The sequence below is a fragment of the Isosphaeraceae bacterium EP7 genome (assembly GCA_038400315.1).
In the GTDB taxonomy this organism is placed as follows: domain Bacteria; phylum Planctomycetota; class Planctomycetia; order Isosphaerales; family Isosphaeraceae; genus EP7.
Genome location: CP151667.1, coordinates 6,668,677 through 6,693,741, shown reverse-complemented (window position 1 = coordinate 6,693,741; position 25,065 = coordinate 6,668,677). Strand labels below are relative to the sequence as shown.

The window sequence follows — 25,065 nt, the reverse complement described above, 5'->3', positions numbered from 1 at the left end:
CCCGACGATGGAGAGCAACGATGACCTGGTCCAGTTCACCTACGAGGGGCGCCAGCTCACCCTCCCCGACCTGACCAAGCAGCGCCTCTCCGAGAAGGTCTCGCTGTCGATCGACGGCCGGATGATCGAGGTGAACAAGGCCCGAATCCTCAAGGATGCCGCCAACAACGACGTGCTCGACGCCGACGGCGAGCCCGTGCTGCGGTACACGACCATCTACGACGCCGCCTGCGAGCTTGGCGACGAGACGCGTGCGAACATCCCGATCCTTTGCCACCGCGAGCACATGCGCCCGGCGGCCGTCTGCCGGATGTGCGTCGTCGACCTCGACCCAGAGGGGAAGGCCGGCAAGCTGGCCCCCGCCTGCCAGCGGCCCGCCTGGGACGAGCGGCTGGCCAAGCCGCTGGAAGTCGGCACGATGGCAACCAGCGCCCGGGTGCGCGAGGCCGTCTCGCTGCTGACCGAGCTGCTGTGCACCGACCACAGCCCGCCGAAGTCGACGGCCGGGCGCGGCACCAACGTCGACGAGCTGGGGGCCCTGGCCGCACGCCTAGGCGTGACCGAGAGCCGATTCCCGGCGTCGGGACGCGACCGGGGCCACGACGACAGCTCGGTCGTGATCGCCGTGGACCACAACGCATGCATCCTCTGCGACCGTTGCGTGCGGGCCTGCAACGACGTGCGCGACAATCAGGTCATCGGCCGGGCCGGCAAGGGGTTCACGGCCCGCATCGCCTTCGACCTCGACGCCGACATGGGCCATTCCTCGTGCGTCTCGTGCGGCGAGTGCATGATCTCGTGCCCCACCGGGGCGCTGTCGTACCGGGGTCAGGTCCAGTCCAAAGTTCCCGAGGGGACCGTGCCCGCCGACGAGCTGGCGCGGCACCCGCTGTTCGAGGGAGTCTCGGTGCCGTTCCTCGCCTGGAACGAGGGGGCCGTGCGGCGGAGGAGGCTGGCGAAGGGGGAGGTCATCTGCCGCGAGGGCGACTTCGGCTCGACGGCGTTTTACATCGAGGACGGCGAGGTCGAGGTCTTCCTCCAGGCGCAGCTCAAGCACCTGCGCACCCGCAATAACCGGAAGAAGGGCGACCGCGTGGACTGGGGCCTCTTCGGCCTGGTCCGCAAGTTCACCACCGAGCTGGTCGGCCGCGATGAGGACAGCCGCGACGAGGAATATGCGCCCCGATTCATCAACATCGACGCGCCCGTCGCCCTCGACTCCGAGGAGCCCATCGCCCGCATGGTCGCCGGCGACATCTTCGGCGAGATGACATGCATGAGTTCCTACCCGCGGTCGGCCACCGTGCGCGCGGCCACCGACTGCACCGTGCTGGAGCTTCAGCGCAACGTCCTGTACATCCTCCAGCGCAGCACCAAGTCGCGGGCCATGCTCGACGAGCGATACCGGCGGCGGGCCATCGACAATCAGCTCCGGAGCGTCCCCCTGTTCTCGGCGGTGGCCCGCGACGAGGCGGAGTTCCGCAGGCTGGTCGACCTGCTGCGCGACCGGGTGGGCCTGGGTCGGCTGAACCCGGGCGACCGGATCTTCAGCCAGGGGGACGAGGCCGACGCGATGTACCTGGTCCGCACCGGGTTCGTCAAGGTGGCCCAGTCTCGACGCGGTCAGGAGCAGGTGCTCAACTACGTCGGCCCCGGCGGTTACATCGGCGAGATCGGCCTGATCTCGCATCTGCCCGAGATCCAGGCCATGCACGTCTCCGCGGGCCGGCGCACGGCGACGTGCAGCGCCCTGGACCACGTCGACCTGGTCCGCATCGGCGGCGACGTGTTCCGCACGATCCTGGACGAGTTCCCGGCCGTGCGGCAGCAGGTGGCCCGGCTGGCGGTCGACCGGCTGCGCGAGATCGAGCGGGCCATCGGCCAGGTGGAGTCGGTCTCGCTGCCCGACTTCCTCAGCCAGGGGCTCTACAATGCGCAGAGCCTGCTGGTGCTGGACCTGGAGAAATGCACCCGCTGCGACGAGTGCACCAAGGCCTGCTCCGACGCCCACGAGGGGGTCACCCGGCTCATCCGCGAAGGGCTCCGGTTCGACAAGTTCCTGGTCGCCAGCTCGTGCCGGTCGTGCCTCGACCCGTTCTGCCTGGTGGGCTGCCCGGTCAACGCCATCCACCGCGGCGAGACCCGCGAGATCCTTATTGCCGACCACTGCATCGGCTGCGGCAAGTGCGCCGAGAATTGCCCCTATGGCAATATCAACATGCACTCGCTGCCCGGCAGGATGCAGGCCGACCCCGCCGACCCGGCGCGGACGATCGCCGTGGTGCAGCAGAAGGCGACGACCTGCGACCTCTGCATCAGCCTGGACGGCCAGCCCTCGTGCGTCTACGCCTGCCCCCACGACGCGGCGCACCGGATGACCGGGGCCGAGCTGCGCAACCTCGTGCAGATCGGCGGCACCGCCGGCTGACGCGGCGGGGGCTTGACAGGGGCCGGGCTCACTTTATCCTACAAAGCAAAGGGAGAGCAGGTCGAGGCACCGGGGGGCGACCGCGATGGAGCTGCGCGAGGCGATGACTCAGATCGCCGAGATCCGCCTGCAACTGGCCAGGACGGAGGTCTGCCGAGACTTCCGTTCGGTGCCGGTGGCGTTCTCGGGGGTGCTGGCGGTGGGAGCGGCGGCCTTGCAGGCGGCCTGGGTGGGCAATCCGACGACGCAGATGGATGCCTACCTGGTCATCTGGGTGGGCGCGGCGGCATTGAGCGTGGCGGCGGCCTTCGCCGAGATGGCGCTGCGAGACCGGCAGTTCCGACCGGCCTGGGCCCGCGAGAAGACCCGGCTGGTGGTCGAGCAACTCGTGCCTTGCGTCGTGGCCGGTGGTCTGCTGACCGCGGTGCTGTCGCTGCGGGCCCCGGCGTCGGCGTGGATGCTGCCGGGGCTCTGGCAGGTGGTCTACAGCCTGGGCCTCTTTTCCGCCTGCCGACTCTTGCCCCGGGGAACCTCACTGGTGGCGGGCTTTTACCTGGCCAGCGGGCTGGCCTGCCTGTCGGTGGCCCAGGGGCCGCTGGCGTTGTCGGCCTGGGCGATGGGCGTGCCGTTCGGGGTCGGCCAGATGCTGGCGGCGGCCGTCTTGCGTCGGTCGGGCGGCGGGGAGGCGGACGATGTCCATGCCTGAAGACATCGCCGGCGGCGAGGCCGGCCGGTTCGCCTACGACGGGATCGATCGCATCTTCCACGAGAAGGCCCGGCTGGGGATCATGACCTCGCTGGTCACGCATCCAAAGGGGCTCATGTTCAATGACCTCAAGGAGCTCTGCGCCCTGACCGATGGCAACCTGAGCCGCCACCTCCAGGCGTTGCACGAGGCCGGCTTCGTCGAGGTCTGGAAGGGCCACCGCCGCAACCGCCCGCAGACGCTCTGCAGGCTGACGGACGAGGGGCGGAAGCGGTTCCTGGATTATATCAACGTCCTTGAGAATGTGGTGGCCGACGCCCTGAACGCCGGCCGCGGCCCGTCGGCGAGCGCCTCCCCCTCGTCGCCCAAGTCGATCGCCGAGGGGTGGTCGCCCGCCTGATGGGCGGCCCTGCGCCCGGTCAGGGCGACCCTGGGATGCGCCTGGCCTCCGAGTCGGTCGGGGGCCGGTCCAGGGTGATGAAGGCGAACAGGTCGAGGATCTCCTGGGGTGTGAGCTGACTCTCGATCGCCTCGGGCATCAAGGAGAGTTCGCCTCGCTTCACCTCCTCGACCTCGGCGCGGGGGATGACCTCGACCTTCCCGCCCTGAAGTTTGAGCGAGACGGCCTGCGGGCTCTCCTCGACGAGCAGGCCGGCCAGGACCCGGCCATCGGCGGTGGCGACGGTCGTCGCCTGGTAGGCCGTGCCGATGACCAGGCTGGGGTCGAAGACGTTGGAGAGGAGCTGCTCGAAGGACGCGCGGCCGTTGCGGGTGATCTCGGGGCCCACCTCCTGGCCCTCGCCATAGATCTTGTGGCACTGGGCGCAGACCTTGCGGAAGGCGACCTGTCCGGCCTCGGGCTTGCCCTTCTCCTTATTCGCGACGAGGAACTCCCGCATCTGGCCGATCACCTTCTCGCGGGCCGGGTTACGTGCCTCGCGCACCATCCCGAAGTGTTTGAGGACCAGCGGGGCGATGGCCGGGTCCTTGCTGGCGGCGAGCTTGCGGATCTGATTGGCGTCGAGCGCCCCGGCGGGGATCGACTCGGCGGCGACGGCCTCCAGCAGTGCCTTACTCCACGAGGGTCGTTGCGTGAGCAACTCGACGGCCCGGGGCTTCAGCTGCGGCTCCAGGGCGTTGAAGCGGGCGAGGACCAGGACGGCAACGGCCGGGTCGTCCAGGCCACCCATGGAGGAGAGCGCCTGGCCCCGCAGTTCGGCCGACGCCTTCGAATCGAGCAGGATTCCGCAGGCCTCGACGGCGCCCCGAGGATTGGCGCCGACCAGACTGTTCAGCGCGTCGAGCCGGCGGCCGTCCGGCAGGTCGTGGCGGCCGACCGAGGCCTGGGCCAGCGCCAGGCCGGCGGGGTCGCCCCAGGTCGCCGAGAGGAGCGCCGCGTCGAGGGCGACGGGCGACTCAGGGGCAGCCGCCAACGCGGCAACGGCCTTTCCAAGCTCGTGTTTCAGGCCGGTTCGAAGCTCGGGGCCGCCCCTGCGGTAGCCCTGCTTCAGCACTTCGAGGGTCGATGCGACGACCTTCCTGTCCACGTCGGGGGCCTCGATGACGGCGAGCGCGACCCGCGCGGCGGTTCCGGCGGAGGGACGAGCCCGGCCGAGCAGGCGGTCGATGGCGCGGGGGAGGACCCCTGCGATGGCCGGGTTCGCGGCGAGGTTCCCGTTGGCGATCAGCGACGCGAACCGCTCGCCCTGATCTTCCAGGAGCGGGTGCAGATTCTGCCAGGCGACGCGAGGCAGGGCAGGGTCGTCGCCGGCTCGGCCGATGATCTCGACCAGGAGCGGGACGGCGTCGATCCCCTCGATCTTGCGGGCGGCGATGGCCACCTGGAGGACGACGTCGAGGGCGGGATCGCTCGCGAGCGCGACGATCTGGTTGCGCAAGGATTCATCGGTGGTCCTGGCATTGCCCGCGGCCCGAACGCCCCAGGCACGCAGCACGCGGTCGGGGTGGCCCAACAGCTTTGTGTTGAAGGCCGGGTCGAGCGGGCCTGAGCCGACGAGCGCCCAGAGGGCGTGCATCCGGCCCGGGCGCGAGGCCGATTCGTCGAGGACCAGGCGTTCGAGCTGGGGCCTGGCCGCGGGTTCGTTCCGTTCGGTCAGCAGGCGCTGGGCGATGTCGCGGTCGTAGATGTTCGGGCTGGACAGGCGCGTGATGAGGCGGGCGGTCGAGTCCCGGGCCATGTCAAACTTCGGGGCCCTGGGCGTGTCCTTGTAGCGGACCCGGTAGAGGCGACCCTTCAGCCGGTCGATTCCCTCGGGGTCTCGATTGGCGTCCTGATAGCAGTGATAGCGGTCGTACCAGTCGAGCACATAGAGCGAACCATCCGGGCCGACCTTCTGGGCGACCGGCATGAACCAGGCGTCGTTGGCCCTGAGGAAGTCCTCCTCGGGACGGCCCGCGTAGGTGGACCCGTTGCGGTCGACGCGGTCGAAGTTGATGGCGTTGCCGTGGATGTTGCCCATGAAGAGGGCGCCGCGGTACTGCTCGGGATAGGCGGGGCTGTCGAAATACTGGATGCCGCAGTAGGCGGCCTGCTGATGCTTGTAGTTGACGATGGACTCGATCTTCCAGGTGAAGGGCGGGTATGGCCCCCCCTGGCGGTGGTAGTAGCCGGTCTCGGCCAGGTTCCAGAGATGGTCGATGACGCAGGCGCTGGCGAAGGCGCTCCCCTCGGTGTCGAACGTGATGCCCCAGGGGTTGCTGGTCCCCTCGCAGAAGACCTCGAAGTCTTTGGTCCTGGGATGGATGCGGAAGATGGCGCAGGTGAAGTCGAATGTCTTGCCGCGATGCTCGACGTGGGCGGGGTTGAAGACGCCGTTCCAGCCGTAGAGCCAGCCGTCGGGGCCCCAGGTCAGCGAGTTGGGCAGCTCGTGGGTGTCATCTCGGCCGAAGCCGGTGACGACGACCTCGCGGGTGTCGGCCTTGTCATCGCCGTCGGTGTCCTTGAGGAAGAGGATGTCGGGGGAGTTGGCGACCCAGACGCCGCCGTGGCCCACGGCGATTCCCGACGGGATATTCAGGCCGTCGGCGAAGACGGTGAACTTGTCCATCACGCCGTCGCCGTCGGTATCCTCCATGACCTTGACGCGATCCTTGCCGGGACCGGGGCTGCGCCTGGGGTATTCCAGGCTCTCGACGACCCAGACGCGGCCCCGCTCGTCGAAGGTCATCCCGACGGGGTTGACCAGGTCGGGCTCGCTGGCGACGACCTCGACGGAGAACCCCGGCGGCACGGTCATGGCGCGGGCGGCCTCGGCGGCGCCCAGCGGGGCCCCCGGCGGCTTGGACTGGCCGCGCGGGATCGGCTCGGGCTCCTGGGCATGCGACCGTGCGGTGGCCAGCGCGAGCAAGGCACAGAGAATCGTCGCGTGATGGGGCTTCAATCGTCCCGATGGCGTCAACAACATCAACGATCTCCTAGACCTGGACCTCTCGGCAGGCTTCCACGAAGTGGGCCGGGTCGCTCGACCGGATCCGAGTATCGTGGAGCTTGGCGAGAAACTCAAGCCTGGGGATGGGTCGCGGCCCCCCCCCTTGGTCGCGGGCCGGCGATCCGCTAAAGTCGGCGACATGGGAGACACGGTGAGCTGGCGAATCGAGTTGGACGATGCGATCCGCCAGGCCGGCGACGACCCGGTCTCGCGCTATCTCCATCTCGCGACGGTGCGACCGGACGGCCGTCCGGCCAACCGGACCCTGGTCTTCCGTGGGTTCGCGCCGGGGTCCGACGCCCTGCTCGTCGCCACCGACTCGCGGAGTTCCAAGCTGAGGCAACTCCCCTGGGGCGAAGTCTGCTGGTTGTTCGCCGGCACGCGGCAGCAGTTCCGCATCCTGGGGAAGCTGACGGCGGTCGGCCCCGGGCGTGACGAGGAGTTCGCCGCCGAGCGAGTCCGCCTCTGGCGGGCCCAGTCTCCCGCGGCGCGGATCCAATACGCCTGGCCCGAGCCGGGTGGTCATCGTGCAGACCCGTCTGCCTTCGAGCTGCCGGCCCCCGACGCCGATCGCCCGCCGGCTGTTTTCACCCTGCTGATCCTCGACCCCGAGGAGGTCGACCACCTCGATCTCCGCCCCACCCCGCATCGGCGGACCCGATGGGTGCGGGCCGGGCATGGCGAATGGGCGCCCGAGCCGCTCAACCCCTGAGCCCATGGGTTCGGCCCGAGGCCGCCGGAATTCAGGCTGAGGACTGATGGTGCTCATGGTGACTCCTTGCCCCGAGGCCGACGCGTGCCTCGGCCGGGCGTTCCGGCGAATCGGACCCCGAGGATGTTCGCCACGGGACGCTGACAACGCGGAATCTTGGTGTGGCAAGGCCGGCTGAGCAGCGCCGGCGAGCCGTCCAGCCCACGCCCGGCGAGGGCCGAAGAGCCGCCGCCATCGAGTTCGATCGCCTCGGCGACCCCCAGCTCAAGAAAGAGCTGGGCAAGTTCCCGGTCGGTCATCCCGAGGCTGTAACGAGGCTGCTTGCCGTCGACAACGATGAGGACAAGACGCCGGCGTGCGAGATCCAGGCCCAGGGCCGTGTGGGGGTAGGGGTGACTCTCGGAGCCCGGAATGGGTTCGTTCGATCCCGGCGGAATGGGTTCGTTCGATCCCGGCGGAATGGGTTCGTTCGATCCCGGCGGAATGGGTTCGTTCGATCCCGGCGGAATGGGTTCGTTCGATCCCGGCGGAATGGGTTCGTTCGATCCCGGCGGAATGGGTTCGTTCGATCCCGGCGGAATGGGTTCGTCCCTTCTCAGAAGCCAACGCGGTCCGCTGACGGCCAGGGAGGCTTCGGGCGGGGGGGGACCGAAGCCGGCTTCTCCGCTGGGGGTGGCCCAGAAGGTGATCCAGGCCGGCTGCGGGGTGCCGAAGGGTTGGCCCTCGCCGATTGTCGGGCCGATCGGCTGGACGAGGTCGCCCTCGTGGGGGCTGAAGCTCAGGGGATGGGACTCTCGGAAGGGGTGGAAAAAGCTGGCATTGATGGCCAGGTCGACATCCAGGGCTTCGAGCGCCCGCGTGGGCGTGAGGGCGGCGGCGCGAGGGCCGTCGGGGGTCATCGTCGGGGGCGTCGCCGCCAGGCGGCTTCCACGGTCGAGGTCGACCACGACGACGTGGGCGACGATGGGCCTGGGGGAGGAACGGACCAGGCGGGTGTAAGTCACGCCCGGGGCGAGCACCCGGGACTCGGGCGCGGGCTGGCCCAGCGCAAAGCAGGCGGCCAGGTAGACCGCGAGCAGGCCGAACGGGAGTGAAACCAGGCCCAGGACCGTCGTCGTGGCGAGGCCGAGGCGGGCCGCCGCACATTGGCCGCAGTGCGCTGAAAGGCGGCGGGCCGCGACGGCCAGGGCCGCGAGGAGGAGGCTGATCGAGGCCGAGACGAGCCAGGTCAGGATCATGCCGTCCGCCGGGTCGAGAGGAGAATTCCCGTACATGCAAAGTCGAGCTGCACTACTGATACGAGATATTTCGGAACTTTGCGAGGATTCTAGGGAGAGAATTGCCTTTTTTTCGGACTATCTACTAGGGGGCCGCGTGAAACTGAGCCGACGGCCCCGGCCCATGGATGGGAACTGGCCGGGTGGATTGTGCCGCAAATTATTTGTGGTTTAAGACTTGTGTTATCCCGTATTGGGGAATTATGGCCATGGCGAACGCACAAGGGCGAGTGGTCTCGATTTCAGGCGGGACGTGCCGGAAGCAGGACCGGACCCGGCCGACCTCTTCGGTCAGGCAAGAGTCCTCGACCGAAGGGGCCGGGGCGGGGCATCCGATGGCGCCGCCGGAAGGGGCGAGCGTCGGGAAGCGCTGGAGGTTCCGGCGCAACCTGGTGATCTACGTGGCGCACCGCTCGGGGCTCTCGCAGCGGATGCTGGCCGACGTCTTCGACCTGCCGAGGTCGAGGATCGGCGCGATCCTGGAGGAGATGGCGAAGTTCGAGTGAGCGGAGGCACCGCGAGTTCATCCGAAGCTGTTTGATCGGTTCATCGTTTCATTCCTTTGAATTTTGCCCCGGTCCCCGCGCGGCGGGCCCGGGTTTCGGGAGCGGCGGAGGGGACGGAGCCGGCGGCTTCCGGGGCGATGCGGGCCCGGGGGCGTAGGAGCCGGGAGGAGGCGGACCATGGCGGGGCTTGTTTCATGACTTGTCTATTTCCTGGATTTAATGCTTGTGGACGACGTGGTCAACTGCCCGAAGGGGGGCGACGATGCCCGCCCTCTGGATGAGGAAGCGCTCTACAAATGGATCGTCGAGAACACGGGGATCAAGATCGCCCGGACGAGCGTCTGCGAGGGGCACTCGCCGGTCTGGGCGTTCGTGCGTGACCTGTTCTTCAACCGGCCGAACCTGAGCCTGATCGTCGGGCCCCGGGGCGGCGGCAAGTCGTTCTTATCGGCGCTCGACACGCACCTGATGAGCCGCTGGAACCCGCGGTATGGCACCCGGATTCTGGGTGCAAGCCGGGCGCAATCGGAGCAGGTGTATGCGGGGCTGCGCGAGATTTTGGAGGGCTCGGAGCTCCTCGGCCGCGGGGACATGGATCGGGTGAAGATGCTGCGCGACCGGGCGCGGTACGAGAACGGCTCGGACGTGGCGATCCTCGCGGCGTCAAGCCGGAGCGTGCGCGGGCCGCATGTTCCCTGCCTCAAGCTCGACGAGGTCGACGAGATCGACTCCGATTGCCGCGAGGCGGCAATGGGCATGAGCATGAACAAGCATGGGCATAAGGCCTCGGTGGTGATGACCTCCACCTGGCACAGGCTCGGCGGCCCGGTGGGGCAGCTGCTCGACCGATCACGCGAGGGGAACACGTTCCCGTCGTACACGTTCTGCGTCTTCGAGGTGCTGGAGCGGTGCACCGACGAGCGGTCGGGGCCTAACCTCGAGCACTGCCCGAGCTGCCCCCTGATGACGCATTGCCACGACCGGCCCCCCTGGCAGACGCCCAAGGCGAAGCGGTCGGACGGCCACTACTCGATCGATTCGCTGGTGCAGAAGGTGGTGGCGACCAGCAAGCGGACCTTCGAGGCCGACTACCTCTGCAAGGGGCCGAAGGCCGACGGGCTCTGGTTCCCCGCGTTCGACCCGGATCGGCACGTGAGCGAGCTCGCCGAATATGACCCGCACCTGCCGGTGCACCTGGCGGTGGACTCGGGCGTGTTCACGGGGGCGGTGTTCTTCCAGAAGACCCAGGCTTACACGCCCACTGGGATGGTCGAATCGATCCACGTGTTCGCCGACCACCTGATGGAGGCGCAGTCGGTCGAGGTGAACGCGCGGACCTTGCGCGACATCGCCGGGAGCCTCTGCCAGGGCAAGATGCAGCACATCTGGGCCGACCCGGCGGGGAGCTACCGGAACACGATCGCCGTGACGGCGACGAGCATCTACGAGAACCACGGGCTGAAGCCCATGAACCCTTGGCCCGGCGGCTCGGTGAACGACGGCCTGACCCTGGTCGAGTCGTTCATGGACGCAGCCGACGGGAAGTCTCGGCTGCTGATCCACCCGCGATGCAAGAACCTGATCTCGGCCTTGCGGAGCTACCGGAGGGCGAAGCGGGCGGGTCAGTGGATGGACTATCCGGAGGATCCGCAGCATCCGCACGAGGACCTGGTCGACGCGCTGCGCGGGGGCCTGCGCGCGATCTACCCCGAGGGCCGGAAGCCTCCGGCCTCGGACAAACTCCCCCGCGTGGCCGCCCGACAGGTGTTCTGACATGAATTTGAAGCGGGAGAGCGTGGACTTGATCCGACGCCGCCATCCCGAGTGGTCCGAGCACAGGCTGCGCTGGCAGTGGCTGCTGGATTCGCTGGAGGGGGGCGAGCGTTACCGGCAGGCGATCTACGGCTATGACCGCCGAGGCCTGCCGATCCGCAACATGATCCGCCACAAGCGCGAGTACCCCGACCCTCGGGAGTCATCGGGCGAGCTGGCGGCGATGGCGGGCGCCGACCCGGCGACCCTGGCCACCGACGACGACTACGAGCTGAGGCGGGCGCGGACGCCACCGCCGACCTTCGTGGCCGAGGCCGTGGAGACGCACCTGTCACGCATCTATGTGCGAGAGGTGAGGCGCAGCGGCCCCGAGGCCTTGACCGCCTGGTGGGCCGACGTCGACGGCTGCGGTACCTCGATCGACCAATGGATGGCCGAGACCGTGGCTCCGCTGCTGATGGTGCTCGGGCAGATCGACCTCTGCTTCGATCACCCGGCGCCGCCCAAGGGCGAGGTGGTGGAGACCCGAGCCGACCAGCGCAGGCTGGGGCTCGACCGGTGCGTGGCCTCGTGCATCCTGCCCGAGGACATGCTTTGGTGGCGCCTGGATTCGACCGGCCAGCGCTACGAGGAATGCCTGGTGCGCGAGCTGGTGGAGGGTGCCGATGGCGTGGAGCAACGCTACAGGCACTGGACGGCCGAAGGATCGACCCTGTACACGGAGGAGGGCGAGGTTCTGGCCGAGATGCCGCACCCCTACGGCCTGGTGCCGATCGTCCGGCTATTCGACCGGCGCAAGCCCCGGTGCCGCCACACCGGGCAGTCGCGCTACGAGGGGATCGCCGAGCGCCAGCGCGAGTATTACAACCGCGATTCGGAGCTGATCCTCTCTGACACGACGCAGGCACACCCGCTGCTGCAAGGGCCCGAGGACTTCGTGCAGGGGGACGGCACGGTCCCGATCGGGCCGAGCTGGCTCCTGCCCAAGAAGAAGAATGTGCACGGGGGGACGGCGACCTACGAGGGGTTCGACGTGGTCAACTTCCCCAAGGACGGGGCCGAGAGCCTACGGAAGAACAAGGCCGACCTGCGGCAGGAAGTCGACCGGGACTCGGCCCTGGTCCGCCCGAGCGGCCTGTCCGGTGCGGCGCAGTCGGGCCTGTCGAAGCTGATCGACCACGCCGACGGCAACAACCGGCTGGCCAAGGTGGCCAAGGTCCTGGCCCGCTCCGAGCAGGTGGCCGCCGAGCTGGCCTGGGTGGTCCTGAACGACGGCGACGTCGAGCGGGGCGACCTCCAGCTCGTCCAGGTGATCTACCCGGCGGAGTTCGACCTGTACACGGCCGGCGACGTGGCGAGCGCGGCCTCGTCGTTCCAGTCGATCGCGGCCCAGGCCGGGGCGCTGCCGACGACGGAGGCCTTGATCCTCTCGAGACTCGCCCGGCTCTGCCTGCCGGGGATGCCCGACGCCCAGTACGCGGCCTGCGACGAGGAGATCACGTCGTTCCTGGAGGGCCGGACGCCGTTGCCCGCGGCGGAGAAGCGGGGCGGTCACGCGGAAAGCGGCCACCTGTCCGAGCCCTAATGTGGGATTTATGTTGCGTTTGCGGGATTGAGAGAGACTGAATTGTGGCCATCGCCGGCTGCAAAGGGGTGAGGACGCGGTGAGTTGGCGGCCGGGAAGGGTGTGGACGCGGGGCCGATGGGCCCCTCGGCCCGGCCCGGTCGCCAGGCGAATGTGCCGCGTCGCCTGGGGCCTCGAATCCATGAATGGAGAACAGCTCGGCCCGCTGCTCGTCGCGGGGGCCGTCATTCTGATGGGCCTGGCGGCGTGCCGCGCGGTGGCCCTGCCGCTGGTCCTGGGCCTGTTTCGTCGCCGCCCTTGAGCGAATGTGAGTGGCCCAAAAAATGAGTATCCGTTTGATCCGTCTTGCCCCACTGGTCGGTGAGCCCGGCGGTTCGCCGGCCGCCGACGTCGTGACGATCTCGCGGGCAGAGCTCGACGCGCTGCGCCTTCAGGCCGCCGGCCCGCCCGAGGAGCCGCGGCCGTCCCGGTCGCGTGAGGCCGAGGAGCGGACGGAGGCCCTGGCCGCGGAGCTGGCCGGGATGGAGAAGAAGGCGAGCGCCTGGGAGCAGGCGTTCAAGGGGGCGATGCGTGACCGCGAGGTTGCCACCGCCCTGGCGGGCCGTCCGCTGGTCTCCGGGGCCGTCGGCCAGCTGCTGAAGCTCTGGCGCGACGACTTCGAGGTCTTCGAACGCGAGGGTCGCCACGAGGTGGTCTCTCGCGACGGCCGGCCCGCATCGGATGTCGTGGCCGAGCGACTGAAGAGTTCCGAGTATGCCCATTTCGCCTTGCCCAGTTCTCGTGGTGGTGTCGGGGGACGCGACGTCGCGTCTCCCGTACCGGGCGCCGCAGCCCGGGGCACGAGCCCGCGGACGCTGGGCGAGGCCGTCGTGAGCCAGTGGCGGTCGATGGATCGTCCCGATTCGGGGGCCACCGGCCCCGTCGGGCTGGGCCGTCCCCGCCGTTCTTAATTCATTTCCGAGTCGGTCCCGCCTCCTCGCCGCGATCCGGCGCAAGGGGCGGGGCCAGGTCCGAGGGTCCCGTTCATGGCCAATGCGTATCTGCAGGGCATCCAGAACGTCTTCGACAACCAGTCGCAGATCCGCAACGACATCCACGTCGTTTCGACTAACTGGTTCGTGAATCGCTGCCCGCTGGTCTCGAGGCTGCCGCGTGCGGCCGCCGGCTCGACCACCTTCACGATGGTCAGCCGCGCCTTCCGCACCCGGGTCGCCACGCTGGCCGCGGCCGCGACCGCCGGCGACAGCCAGCTCACGCTGGTCGACGCCAGCGCCTTCATGACCGGCGACGTGCTCGAGCTGGCCTCGGGCGAGCGGGTCGAGCTGCTGTCCGACCCCAACCCGGTGACCAACGCCATCACGGTGCGCCGCGCCGCCGAAGGCACGACCGCCAGCACGGGCGCCATTAATGACACCGTCCGACTGATCGGCAACAGCCGGACCGGTGGCGAGATCAACCAGAACGGGATCGCGCTGAAGCCCATCGGCGTGCCGCAGTTCTGCCAGACCTGGATGCACCCCGTGCAGGTCAGCGGCGCGCTGCAAGGCTCCACCTCGTACCAGGCGTCCGCGGGCAATCGGACCCCGTTCGACCAGAACAAGATGGACGCCTTGCAGAACCTGATGGATGACATGGAGGTCAGCTGCTACTACGGCCGCGGCGAAGACCCCGCCGTCGCCAGCAGGCCGAAGCAGAAGGGCCTGAAGACCCTGCTGAACGTCAACAGCGTGACCAGCCCGACGAACGCGGCGGCCTACCGCGCCGTGGACTTCATCCGCGACACGATGGAGAAGTGCCGCACCGGCGGCGGCGATCCCGACGTGCTGCTGGTGGCCCCGAACTTCATGACTGGCCTTGCCACATGGGGCTCGCAGATTCAGCGGATCGACGCCGGCGTGAACGTGTTCGGCACGCCGATCGATGTGTTCGCCGTGCCGTTCCTGGGCGGCCTGTCGATCATCGAGGCCCCGCTCCTGCGTTCGGGCACCGCGGTCTGTCTGACCTCGTCCGAGGTAAGGCTGCGGATGAAGCGCAACGAGTTCTGGAACCCGCGTGGCGTTCGCGGCGACGCCTTCGAAGGTGAGTGGTTGGCCGAGGGCGCCATCGAAGTGGAGAACCCCAGCCATCATGCCTGGCTCGAAGGCGTGACCGCTTTCTCGGCGAGCTGATCGCCGGGCACTTCGCCCAGCTATTGACACTCGCCCCCTTCCTCGACGAGGTGCAGACGGCCATGAGGTTACGTTTCCCAGGGATGTCCGTCTTCGTGGCGGCCGCCGCACGCCAGGCGGGTCTCGCCGATCTCGCCTCGTCGATGCGGGGTGTCGAGACCCTCTCTTCGCTGTCGAACCTGTGTGCGCAGGCGGCCGAGGCGTCGGCGGCCGAGGCGCTGACGATCCTCGACCGCGCGACGCGGCATCGAGACGTCCTCCGGATCACGCTCTGGGCGGCCGAGCTGATGCTGGAGCACGCCCGGAGTGGCCTGCACGATGTCTCGGAGGCGGGGGAGGGCCCCCCGCCTGCCGGGACGGATGCGGAGAGCGGTCACGTCCCCGAGATCAGCGACTATATCAAGCCCCGGCCGGCCCGGTCCCGGACCCGAACCAGAAAGCCAGGCAATGATGATCGGTCCTGAATCGGTCTATGCGACGGACGAGGACGTGGCGGTCCGTGCCGCGGCCGACTTCATGCTCCTTTGCCCCCACGACCAGGTGGTCGTCCAGGGTTCCGACGGGGTCCTCGGGCCGGCGGATCGATGGCTGCTCCGCTCGGGCACGGTGGACTTCACGGCCCGCGGGGTCGTCGCTGGCCAGGTGGTGCGGCTGCTCCGCCCCGTCACGGCCTTCAGGCCGCCGGGCGAGTCCCTCGCCGTGGATCGGGCGGTGGCCGGCTCCGGCGTGCTGCTGAGGCGCCTCGGGCAGGGATCCGGGGCAGGGCAGACGCCCGGCCCCGACGCCGGGGTCACCGGGGTCGAGTTCCGGATCGTCACGCTGGCGCCTCAGATCGCTGCGGCCACGAGCGACCTGAACCGACGGCTCGGGGTCGATCCGTCCCTGGCCGGCCGGAGGCCGGGCGACCTGTCGGACCCGAGGGAGCTGCGGGACGCCGTGGTCCTGACCGTGCTCTATCGCCGCTACCTCGACCTGGCCCGCGGAGACGGCCGGTCGGAGGGGACGTTCGTCGCGAAAGCGTCGCTGTTCAAGGCCGAGCTGGACGAGCTTCTGGCCCGGCTGATCGTCCACTGGAAGCCCGCCGACCCGTCTGGCTGGTCCGTTCCTGCCAGTCGGTTCAGCACCCGGATCTCGCGCTAGCCATGGCCATTGTCTATCGGATCTATGCGAACGACGGCCACGGCGGCCCGATTAACTACAACCTGCCGATCGCCACGACGGCGGCGACGACCTTCCTGGTCGGCACGCTTCCGCCCGGCAGCGACGCGGCCTATGCGGTCCGTGCCTTCGACGATTCGGTCGGTATCGAGGAGTCGAACAGGGATGCCCGTGTCCGTATTCGGACCGACGCCCTGGGCACTGACGTGGGGGCATTGCCCGGTGCCCTGATCGGCCCCTCGGTCCGCCGGATCTCGGGACGGCGCCTGGCGCTGGCCTGGCTCAGCCCCGTGATCCGGGGCTCGGCCGGACCTGATGGGTTCCGACTCTACGCGACGACTGTCGCGGGCGGCGTCCCCGACCAGCTCCTGGCGACGGTCGCGTTCGTGGGTGGCCAGTCGACCTACCGTCTCATCGTTGCGGACGCGGGCTATCGTGGCGTGACGATCCGGCCTTACAACGCGGCCGGTGAGCGGGCCGCCGAGCCGGTGCTCTCGCCGTCCGGGCTCTCTTCGACGGCGAGCCTCTCGGCTGCCGAGTTGATCGGGGCCAATTCCAACTGAGCCCGCCGAGCGTTGGACGCCGGGTCTCGGCGCGGCGGCAAAGGCGTGACCCGGGGCCTCCCGGGAGAGCACGCCTCGACCCTCGACGTCGGCCTCAGCGCGAGCGGGCCGGAACGTCTCTGAGACCAATGGACCGGTGAACCTGGTGAATTCAACACCTTACTTCGCACCGAAGTATTTCCCGAGCGACTACTTTCCGAGTTACGCCCTGGCTCCGACGTCGCCCACCCTGCCTTCGGACTCGACCGGCCCGCTGTATTTCGCGCCGAGCTATTATCCGCCGAGCTACTTCCCCTGGAATGGGACTGCTGGCGACTCCACGCAGCCCGAGGTCCCCCCGGTTGCCGAGGACGTGCCCTTGCTGGAGGCGATCGTCGCGGCTCTGGACGATTCCGCGGAGTTCGGAGAGGTCCGCGGGCTGGCCACGATCGCCGAGCGTGACGAGCTGGCACTCGATCGGCTGCCCTTCCTCGGTGTGATCCCCGACGGATGGCAGATGGCTCTTCATGACTCGGATTGCTCGATCGAGCGGTCCGAATTCCTGATCCATATCGTCGCGACCGGACTCGACGGGCGCGGCGGGGCTGTGGAGTTGTTCCGCCTCTTCAGATCGGCCCGCGCGGCGATCGCTGGTGTGACGCCGGCGACCGACGTGGTCCCTCGCCTTACGCGGTGGGAGAAGGCCGTGGTCGCCCAGGCGGGCGAATATCGCTACTCGCTAAGCGCCCGGCTCTCGATCTCTCAGGCGAGGATCGGCGGCGTGGCCGTGGGCTGAGGCTCAACGTGCGGCTCGCCCCGGTCACGGCGGCGGGATGAATCCCGCTGCAAATGGCCCGGTCGAGGGCGGTCCGCGAGACTTCGGGATCGTCCGGCTTCGTCTCGACTCTTAACGCGGTCGACGAGACATCTCTCGGCCCTACAGCCGACTCGTCGTTCAATCCTCTGATCTTTGATGCTTCGTCGCGACGGCTCGAGTGAAGGAACCGAACGAAGGTCGGGCGGCGTCTCTTCCCGGAGACTTATCCATGAATATCGTGCGGACTGCTACGCGACTCCAGGACCAGGACGACCTGTCCTCCTCGTTCACGGCGACGGGCCAGGTGCCTGCCTGGAATCAAGCCACGAAGAAGTTTGACCCGACCGCCATCACGGTCGGGCCGGCGGGCCCTGCCGGGCCTAAGGGCGATACCGGCAATACGGGCCCCGTCGGTCCGTTGGGCCCTGTGGGGCCTGCTGGCCTAACTGGTGCGGTCGGGCCTAAGGGCGACACCGGCAACACGGGGCCCGTCGGTCCGTTGGGCCCTGTGGGGCCTGCTGGCCTAACTGGTGCGGTCGGGCCTAAGGGCGACACCGGCAATACGGGCCCCGCCGGCGTGACCGGTTTGTCCACGATCGCCGGCGCCTCCGATTTGTCGGCAGTGCCGACCACGACCGGCCAGGTGCTGGCCTGGAACGCCTCCACCGCGAAGTTCGACCCGGCGACCGTGGCGGCGTCCATCGGGATGGGCACGACACTCAGCGGCTCGCCCTCAGTGGGGGCCGTCCTGATCGTCGGAACCTCCGGAGTCCTTGCCCAGGACGCCAAGCTCGCCTTCGACGCGACCAATAAGCGACTCGGAGTCGGCATCGCCTCACCGACGGCCGCCTTGCACGCCGTCTCTTCGGCGACGACCGACGTGACGGTGAAAGCCATCGGCATGGCCTCGCAGACTGCCGACATCTTCCAGGCCAGGACGTCTGCCGGGGTGGGGCTGACCGTCGCCTCGACCGGAGTTGTGTCGTCGCCGGGGGTGGGGATCGGCAGCGAGGTTTTCGGTGCCAACGCCTATTGCCTCGGCAATTACGCGATGGCCATCGGCAACACCGCGCGGGTCGAGGCCACGGCCGGAGGTGGCATGGCGCTTGGCACCAGCTCCTGGGCCCGCCAGGCCGGCGCGATCGCGATCGGCGGCGGCAACACCAACGGCGTCAATTCCATCAGCATCGGCGGCAACACCGACGCCCATTATTCGATCGTCATGGGCAAGCTCGCCACCTGCCTGGGCGCCTACGCGAATTACTTCGCCGTCGGGGCGTCCTCGACCGCGTCCGATCCGCTCTGCTTCATCAAGGCGATGAGCCTGGGAGTCACGACCGACGTCGCCCCCCGTCCCTCGGCCATGTACACGACCACGTCGGGCATCGGCACCGACATCGGCGCCTCCGACGTCGTGCTCGCGGGCGGGGCTTCGACCGGACTGGGAACGGCCGTCAACCCCCGCGGCGGGGCCGTCAGGCTGCAGACGTTCCTCAGGAGCATGTCGAGCGGGTCTGCCGGGTCGGCCGCCGTCGATCGTCTCGTCGTCGCGCCGGAGAAGTCGCTGACGACCGCGGTCGCGGGTGATGTGTTGTCGGTTCCTCTAGCCGCCGGCACCAGCGTCGGCCTCAACCTCTCCTGGTCGGCCGAGGTCACCGACGGGACCGACCTCCAGCGACTCTCCGGGGTCACGACGATCGACATCCTCAACAAGGCCGGAGTGGCGACCAGCCAGATCACGCCCATCGGTACGCCGGTCCTGCTGGCTAGCTCGGGCACGCTCGCCGTTGGGTTTAACGTCACATTCGCCTCGGGCGTGGCCAAGGTTCAGGCGACCGTGACGTCCAGCCTCACCCCCTCGCCCAGATACCCGCAGTTTTGGTTCAGCCTCGGTAACGGCTCGCGGTCCCTCGTGACTCTCCTGTGATCGGCCGGCCCCCCGTTCGACTCCGAACCGACCGACTCTATGGAGACTTGCATGGCACTTAAAATTGGCACCCATCTCTCGCAGCTCTCCTATTACGACCCAGCGACCTGCTCGCCCGACATCCTGGCGCGGCAGGCCAGCGGGCTCGACACCTCGCGGATGTCGGATACGCTCGCCTCGGCCCACGCGGTCGGCGACAACCTGCTGACGATCGCGACGCCCAGCGTCTGGAGCGACGACCCGGGCTACACCGGCGTCCCCTCCACCGGGCTGCTGACCGTGCGCGACCTGGGCACGACCAACGGCGGGGTGTCGCGCGGCTCGGTGCGGTACGCCTACACCACGGTCAAGGGCTCGACGAAGCTGATCCTCACCGGCGTGGCCCTCTACGGCACGACCGACGTCATCTGCGACGCCGGCAGCCTGGTCAGCCGCAACGGGGCGTCGGTCTGGGTCAACGACGGCCCCTCCCCGCTCGCGGCCAACCACGTCGTCTCCGGCCGCGACACCGGCTATCCGGCCGGGTTGGCGGCCAACCAGTCGATGCGGGTCGTCTACAAGTCCAGCCGGGCCACGCCGGCCGGCACCTGGACCATGACCGCCAAGGGGACCGGCACGCTCGCCGTCACGGCCGGAGCCTACACCAAGACGTTCGCCTTCGTGGACGGCGCGTGCAGTTCCCCCACGCTGGCCATGCCGACGATCGCGGTCGATCAGAACTGGCTGATCACCCTCACGGCGTCCAACGCGGCCGCCCCGCTGTACGACGCACGGTTCATCATGCCCGGCTCCGACCCGGACAGCGGCAAGACCTTCGTCCAGCTCTACGCCGAGAACGCGTCGAACCCGACCTACTTCCTGCACCACCCCGATTATCTGGCGTATTACCTGCCGTTCGCCTGCATCCGCACGGCCGACAATAACGTCAACAGCCAGTCCAGCCCGCCGATGAAGGCGGAGTGGGTCGACCGATCGAAGAACACGCAGCTGTTCGGCTACAACAGCGGCCGGTCGATGCCCGTCGAGCAGGAGGTCCAGCTCTGCAACGAGATCGGCCGCGACCTCTGGCACAACACCACACACCGCGAGACCGACGCCTCGATCGCCGCGTTGGCCGCCTACTTCCTCGACACCCTCGACCCCCGGCTCAAGGTCTGGGTCGAGCACAATCTCGAGGTCTGGAACTGGAACTATTGGGTCAAATACTGGGCCATCGCCCGCTGGTCCCGCGAGACCGACGGCCTCGCCAGCCTGACCCGGTCGGGCACAACCGCGACGGCCACCTGGGGCGTCTCCTGCCTGCGCCGGTACGTCTCGGGCATCACCCGCTCGGGCTCCGTGGCCACGGTCACCTGCCCGCTGCACGGCCTGTCGGTTGGCTCGCTGGTGAACATCGGCGGCGCGAATCAGGCCGACTACAACGGGACGTTCACGGTCACCGGCATCCCGACGGCCAACACGTTCACGCTCAACGTGGCAAACTCGCCCGCCACACCCGCCACCGGGGCGATGTTCGCCACCGGCCACGGCCTGATCGTCGGCGACTCAATCATGTTGACCGGCGCGACGGACCAGGGCTGGAACGGGACGTTCACGGTCGCCGGCGTCACCGACCTGCTCGCGGTCACGTTCACCGTCTCGGGCTCGCCCGCGTCGCCGGCCGTCGCGATCGAAGATCATCACATCCTCGCCTACAAGAATGATGCGAAGGTGATGCCGATCGACGTCGGCAGCCTGCAGTTCACGATGGGGACCGGCACCTACGCCGGCTCGTTCTCGGCCGCCGGCACCGGGCTCGTCGAGAGCGATTACTTCGTCCTCTCGGGCTGCGCCGACGTCCGTGCCAACGGCATCTGGCGTGCCGGCAAGGTCACGTCCGGCACGACTCTGGCGATCTACGCTTGCCCCGCCTCGACGCGAGATCTGCCGACCGACATGGTCGGATCGGTCCCGATCGCGGCGGCGCCCGGCAAGACGATCCGGTTCCGCAAGATCGTCTCCAATGCCAGCGTTTCCGGCTACCCCCAGTCCGACGACTCGGCCGCCCGCTGGATGGGCCGCCGCTACCAGCAGATCTTCGCGATCATGCGGCCCATCATGGGCAGCCGTCTCGTGCCGGTCATCGGTGGCTGGTACGTCGACAGCGCCTACAACGCCGCGATCCTGGCCCAGTACAAGGCCGACAACGGCGGCGTCTTCACCGGCGACGAGGTCTTCGCCGTCGCCCCCTACTTCAAGAGCAACGCCGGCGGCGGAGCCGACATCGACGAGAACTGCGTCTCGGGCTATGCCCGGGTCGTCAACTCGCTCACCTCGGCTGGCGGGATCGCCACCGCCACCACCTCGGGCGCCCACGGGTTTGTCGCCAACGACACGGTGCGGATCATCGGCGTCAACCAGGTCGAGTACAACGGCGGCTTCACCGTCCTCTCGGCCCCGACGACGACGACCTTCACCTACGCCGTGCCCGGCAGCCCGGCCGCGACGGCGACCGGCACGACCGACGGGATGAAGGTCTCCTTGGGCGTGCGTGCCCTCGGGTTCAACGTCACGAGCATCACCCGCTCGGGCAACATCGCCACCGCGACGGCCATCGGTCACAACGTCTCGTTCGGCGTGGCAATGCGGATCGCCGGGGCGGATCAGGCCGAGTACAACGGCGATCACATCGTCCTCTCGACGACCTCGACGACCATCACCTTCGAGGTGGCCGGCACCCCGGCCACGCCGGCGACCACGTCGGGCACGATCCGGGGGGGCTACAGCGGGGCGTTCGGCGGCCGCGAGCTGATCTCGCTGACCAGCGCCGGCGGCGTGGCGACCGCGACCTGCCCGGGCCACGGCCTGACGACCGGCCAGGTCTGGTTCGTCGCCGGCGTGGACGACACCGTCTCGGGAGGCGCCGTCACCGGCAGCTGCCGCGGGGCGAGGTCGATCACCGTGGTGGACGCCAACACATTCACATTCCCGGTGACCGGCGCCCCCGCCGCCACGGCGACCACGTCCCCCGGCAACGGCGGCGCGCGGATCTGGATGTTCTCGGATCGGACGATGTCCGCCGGCTTCGCCGCCCTGAACGCGATGGTCATCGGCCCAGGCTCCGGCGCGTTCCCGCAGCTCATGGCCGCATTCGTGGCCAAGTACATCACGCCCAACGGCCTGCGAATCGCCGCCTATGAGTCGGGCCAGCACCTCGCGTCGGTCGCCGGGCCGGCCGCGGCCGCGTTCTACTTCGAGCTGAATCGCGACCCGAGGATGGGCGACTGCTACCTGTCCTATTACCAGATGCTCGACGCGGCCGGGTTCATCCTGGCCAACCACTACAAGTCGTTCGGGTCCACCGGCGCGGGCAACCAGTTCGGCGCCCTCGAGTACCAGGGGCAGGCCCCGGGCGCCAAGCAGTCCGCCCTCACCACGCTGCTGACCACCACCTATTACAACGCCCCCCTCGAAGGCGGCGGCATCACCCCGAGGGAAGGCATCATGCGAATCCAGGCGAGTTTGAATCTCGGCAACGGCATGGCCGGCATCCTGGCCAATCTCCGCGCCCAGCCGCAGTCGGCCGACGGGTCGGGCACCGACACCGACATCGGCAGCCCGATCTCGACCGGCTTCACCGACAAGGGCAATGGCTTTTACCGATGGGATTACACCGGCCTCGACGCCACCCTGGTCGGCGGGGTCCGGTTCTACAACTCCGACTCCCCGTCGGTCACCCTCGGTTACGGCCTGGTCGATCCCAGGCAGGCCGTCACGACTGCGGCCTATGTCGATCCGGCTGCTGCCTTGACGAACGTGGGACTAACCCCGACCCGTGCCTTGAAGCTTGACAACCTCGACGTCGCCTCTTCGACTCTGGCGACCCCTTCGAGCGTCTCTACCTCCGTCGGCGCCGGTCTCACGGCGGCCGGTTTCACCTCCGCCCGAGCCTTGAAGCTTGACAATCTCGACGTCGCCGTCGGTGCCCGGTTCAACTCGCTGGATACGTCCGTTGCCTCCGCGACGGCTGCGTCGACTGCGGTGAACGGCAAGTTCGACGCCACGCGTCTTTCCAAGCTCGACAACCTACTGGCCAGCGGCACCTACTCGACGTTCGCGGGCGGTGCAGTGGCATCGGTCACCGCTCCGGTGGCCGTCGCGGGCAGCGTCAATATCGGCGGTTATGCGACCGGTCAGGACCCGGCGAGCCTGATCCTCGCCACCCCGTCGAATAAACTTGCCACCGACGGCAACGGCCGCGTGTCGGCAGGGACAGTGCTCGACAAGGTGGGTTATTCGGTCGCCGGCGGTGTGACGGTTTCGGGCTACGCCACCGGACAGGATCCGGCGACGCTGGTGCTCTCCACCCCCCAGAATCGGCTGAAGACCGACACCACGGGCCGTGTGATCCTCGCCGCCGTAAGCCACGACGGCGCGATCGTTCCGACGGTCGGCGAAGTGACCAACAAATCGGGCTTCGCCCTGGCGGCGGCGGGCCTTGACACCGTCACCATCGAGCCAGGGATCAACATCCGCCAGGCGATCTCGCCGATCCTGGCCGCCTCGGCCGGCACGCTCAGCGGGGCCGGGACTGGGACCGTCGTGATTAAGGGTGGCAACAACGCGCCCACCCGCATCACGGCGTCTACGGACAATGCCGGCAATCGCTCTTCCGTCACGCTGAACCTGCCCGCCTAATCGCGCGGGGCGGGGCGGTCTTGCACGGACTGCCCCGCCTCGGGCCTGGAGTTTGACAATGCCCGCGACCAAGCGACACATGAATTGGACGAACGTGACCTTCACCCCGAGCGGAGGGACCGCGACGACGTACACCGGGGTCCTTTCGCTGAAGATCGAAGCCGGCGGGACGCTGGCGAAGTTCTCGGGCGACGGGGACCGTTACCCGACGACGATCGTTTCCGAGATGTCCGAGCCCACGGTGACGATCCGCTGCGCCGACATCGCCGCGACGAGAGCCAATGCGATCGGCACGGTGGGTACACTGACCGCGACGCATAACGATGCCAGGAATGGCTCGGGTTCCGGGGCGATCACCTACACGCTGAGCAACGCCGTGATCGCGTCGCAGGCGACCTCGGGCGATCACCGCAATTTCGGCCAGGCGATCCTCACGTTCGTCGCCTTCTCTGCCGACGGGACCACGAATCCGCTCTCGGCCAGCGCAGCCTCGTAAGCCATCGGAGCGACCGCAAATGGATAACGAAATCAGCCGCGTGGCCGCCGTGATGGTCCCCGTTGGATACCCGGGGCAGGGCTCGTCCCGCGAGCGACTGTCTCGCCTCGACCGGGAGTTTGCACCCCTGCTCGGAGTCCGTGCGATGTTCATCCGCCAGCAGGGGACCGGCCATTTCCTGAGCCCCCAGGGCGGAGACACGCTGCTCCACCCGACGCACTCGCCCCTGGCCGGCCAGCCTCGCTACGACTGGCTGGACCGGGGCGACGGAGTTCTTTATGGAACGATCAAGCCTGACTGATGCATTGAGCGAGGCCGGACGCCGGCTCCCGAAGGCCCGGGGGACACCCGTCCTCCTGGCCGACGGGGGCGAATGGATGCTGGCACGGCCGAGGCTCATGGGCGACCGTGGTTCGTTGTCCGAGCCCGACGTCGACGACGCCCTGGACCGGATCTTCGACGGCCTCGTCCTGGGCGAGCCGATCGACCCGCGGACGATCCGCGTCGCTGCACGGAGCCTGCTTCGGCCTAACTATGACCTTTCCGAGGCCGAGGCCGAGTCGCTCGTCGCCGTACCGCCGGGGCCGCCGATGAGGGCGCTGGCCGCTACCCTTGTCGAATCGCTGTTCGGTGCCCGGCCCGGCGTGGCCTCGTTCACCGGATGGGCCCGCGCGTCGCTCCAGGCCAACGGCCTCGGGGGCGTGTCCATCGATGCCGGCGACTTGTCGCCACTCCTCGCCGTGCTTTCCGCCACCGGCCGGACCATCCCGCTGGCCGACTTCGCGGATGTCTGCCGGGATGCGGAGGAGCGGATCCACCTCGAATCGCTCGTGTGAATAAACTT

The 25,065-nt window shown here is 68.7% G+C and carries 20 protein-coding genes; 18 read left to right on the top strand and 2 right to left on the bottom strand.

Features of this window, described 5'->3' with window-relative positions; all coding sequences use genetic code 11:
* Positions 1 to 7 precede the first annotated feature (7 nt).
* The 3 genes from EP7_RS26445 to EP7_RS26435 all read left to right on the top strand — a co-directional run bounded on the left by EP7_RS26445 (position 8) and on the right by EP7_RS26435 (position 3,534).
* Positions 8 to 2,428, top strand: coding sequence for a cyclic nucleotide-binding domain-containing protein (locus EP7_RS26445; protein ID WP_463525252.1), 2,421 nt, complete (start codon positions 8 to 10; stop codon positions 2,426 to 2,428).
* 85 nt (positions 2,429 to 2,513) lie between these two features.
* Complete coding sequence (locus EP7_RS26440; RefSeq protein WP_463525251.1) at positions 2,514 to 3,134, top strand: hypothetical protein; 621 nt, start codon at positions 2,514 to 2,516, stop codon at positions 3,132 to 3,134.
* The gene (locus EP7_RS26435) at positions 3,121 to 3,534 is read left to right on the top strand and encodes a transcriptional regulator (protein WP_463525250.1); all 414 of its coding nucleotides are present in this window, start codon (positions 3,121 to 3,123) and stop codon (positions 3,532 to 3,534) included. Before EP7_RS26440 ends, EP7_RS26435 begins: the two co-directional genes overlap by 14 nt.
* A 19-nt stretch (positions 3,535 to 3,553) precedes the next feature.
* Here EP7_RS26435 and EP7_RS26430 read toward each other — a convergent pair whose 3' ends face one another.
* A complete protein-coding gene (locus tag EP7_RS26430; protein WP_463525249.1) occupies positions 3,554 to 6,559 on the bottom strand; it encodes a PVC-type heme-binding CxxCH protein in 3,006 nt (1,001 codons plus the stop codon).
* Between the two features lie 175 nt (positions 6,560 to 6,734).
* Here EP7_RS26430 and EP7_RS26425 point away from each other — a divergent pair, with 175 nt between their 5' ends.
* Complete coding sequence (locus EP7_RS26425; RefSeq protein WP_463525248.1) at positions 6,735 to 7,295, top strand: Npun_F5749 family FMN-dependent PPOX-type flavoprotein; 561 nt, start codon at positions 6,735 to 6,737, stop codon at positions 7,293 to 7,295.
* Positions 7,296 to 7,348: 53 nt separating this feature from the next.
* Here EP7_RS26425 and EP7_RS26420 read toward each other — a convergent pair whose 3' ends face one another.
* Positions 7,349 to 8,533, bottom strand: coding sequence for a phosphodiester glycosidase family protein (locus EP7_RS26420; RefSeq protein WP_463525247.1), 1,185 nt, complete (start codon positions 8,531 to 8,533; stop codon positions 7,349 to 7,351).
* Between the two features lie 374 nt (positions 8,534 to 8,907).
* On the opposite strand from EP7_RS26420, the gene EP7_RS26415 reads away from it, so the two are divergent.
* From EP7_RS26415 to EP7_RS26350, 14 genes are all read left to right on the top strand, one after another.
* Complete coding sequence (locus tag EP7_RS26415) at positions 8,908 to 9,078, top strand: hypothetical protein (protein ID WP_463525246.1); 171 nt, start codon at positions 8,908 to 8,910, stop codon at positions 9,076 to 9,078.
* A gap of 225 nt (positions 9,079 to 9,303) precedes the next feature.
* Complete coding sequence (locus EP7_RS26410; protein ID WP_463525245.1) at positions 9,304 to 10,851, top strand: hypothetical protein; 1,548 nt, start codon at positions 9,304 to 9,306, stop codon at positions 10,849 to 10,851.
* A 28-nt stretch (positions 10,852 to 10,879) separates the two neighbouring features.
* Positions 10,880 to 12,436, top strand: coding sequence for a hypothetical protein (locus tag EP7_RS26405; RefSeq protein WP_463525244.1), 1,557 nt, complete (start codon positions 10,880 to 10,882; stop codon positions 12,434 to 12,436).
* A 323-nt stretch (positions 12,437 to 12,759) separates the two neighbouring features.
* A complete protein-coding gene (locus EP7_RS26400) occupies positions 12,760 to 13,386 on the top strand; it encodes a hypothetical protein (RefSeq protein WP_463525243.1) in 627 nt (208 codons plus the stop codon).
* A gap of 75 nt (positions 13,387 to 13,461) precedes the next feature.
* Entirely contained in the window at positions 13,462 to 14,604 is a 1,143-nt protein-coding gene (locus EP7_RS26395; protein WP_463525242.1) for an SU10 major capsid protein, read from the top strand.
* Positions 14,605 to 14,666: 62 nt separating this feature from the next.
* Positions 14,667 to 15,068: a hypothetical protein gene (locus tag EP7_RS26390; RefSeq protein WP_463525241.1), complete on the top strand. Its 402-nt coding sequence runs from the start codon at positions 14,667 to 14,669 to the stop codon at positions 15,066 to 15,068.
* Complete coding sequence (locus tag EP7_RS26385) at positions 15,055 to 15,744, top strand: hypothetical protein (RefSeq protein WP_463525240.1); 690 nt, start codon at positions 15,055 to 15,057, stop codon at positions 15,742 to 15,744. The genes EP7_RS26390 and EP7_RS26385 overlap by 14 nt, the downstream gene beginning before the upstream one ends.
* Before the next feature lie 2 nt (positions 15,745 to 15,746).
* Complete coding sequence (locus EP7_RS26380; protein ID WP_463525239.1) at positions 15,747 to 16,325, top strand: hypothetical protein; 579 nt, start codon at positions 15,747 to 15,749, stop codon at positions 16,323 to 16,325.
* A gap of 145 nt (positions 16,326 to 16,470) precedes the next feature.
* Positions 16,471 to 17,100 carry a hypothetical protein gene (locus EP7_RS26375; protein WP_463525238.1) on the top strand — a complete coding sequence of 210 codons (630 nt, stop codon included), beginning with the start codon at positions 16,471 to 16,473 and terminating at the stop codon, positions 17,098 to 17,100.
* A gap of 643 nt (positions 17,101 to 17,743) precedes the next feature.
* The gene (locus EP7_RS26370) at positions 17,744 to 19,048 is read left to right on the top strand and encodes a hypothetical protein (RefSeq protein ID WP_463525237.1); all 1,305 of its coding nucleotides are present in this window, start codon (positions 17,744 to 17,746) and stop codon (positions 19,046 to 19,048) included.
* Positions 19,049 to 19,099: 51 nt separating this feature from the next.
* On the top strand, positions 19,100 to 23,725 hold the full coding sequence (locus tag EP7_RS26365) for a hypothetical protein (protein WP_463525236.1): 4,626 nt from the start codon (positions 19,100 to 19,102) through the stop codon (positions 23,723 to 23,725).
* Between the two features lie 79 nt (positions 23,726 to 23,804).
* Complete coding sequence (locus EP7_RS26360; RefSeq protein WP_463525235.1) at positions 23,805 to 24,221, top strand: hypothetical protein; 417 nt, start codon at positions 23,805 to 23,807, stop codon at positions 24,219 to 24,221.
* A gap of 19 nt (positions 24,222 to 24,240) precedes the next feature.
* Positions 24,241 to 24,522, top strand: a complete 282-nt coding sequence (locus EP7_RS26355; RefSeq protein ID WP_463525234.1) for a hypothetical protein — start codon at positions 24,241 to 24,243, stop codon at positions 24,520 to 24,522.
* Complete coding sequence (locus EP7_RS26350) at positions 24,500 to 25,057, top strand: hypothetical protein (protein ID WP_463525233.1); 558 nt, start codon at positions 24,500 to 24,502, stop codon at positions 25,055 to 25,057. The genes EP7_RS26355 and EP7_RS26350 overlap by 23 nt, the downstream gene beginning before the upstream one ends.
* Positions 25,058 to 25,065 lie beyond the last annotated feature (8 nt).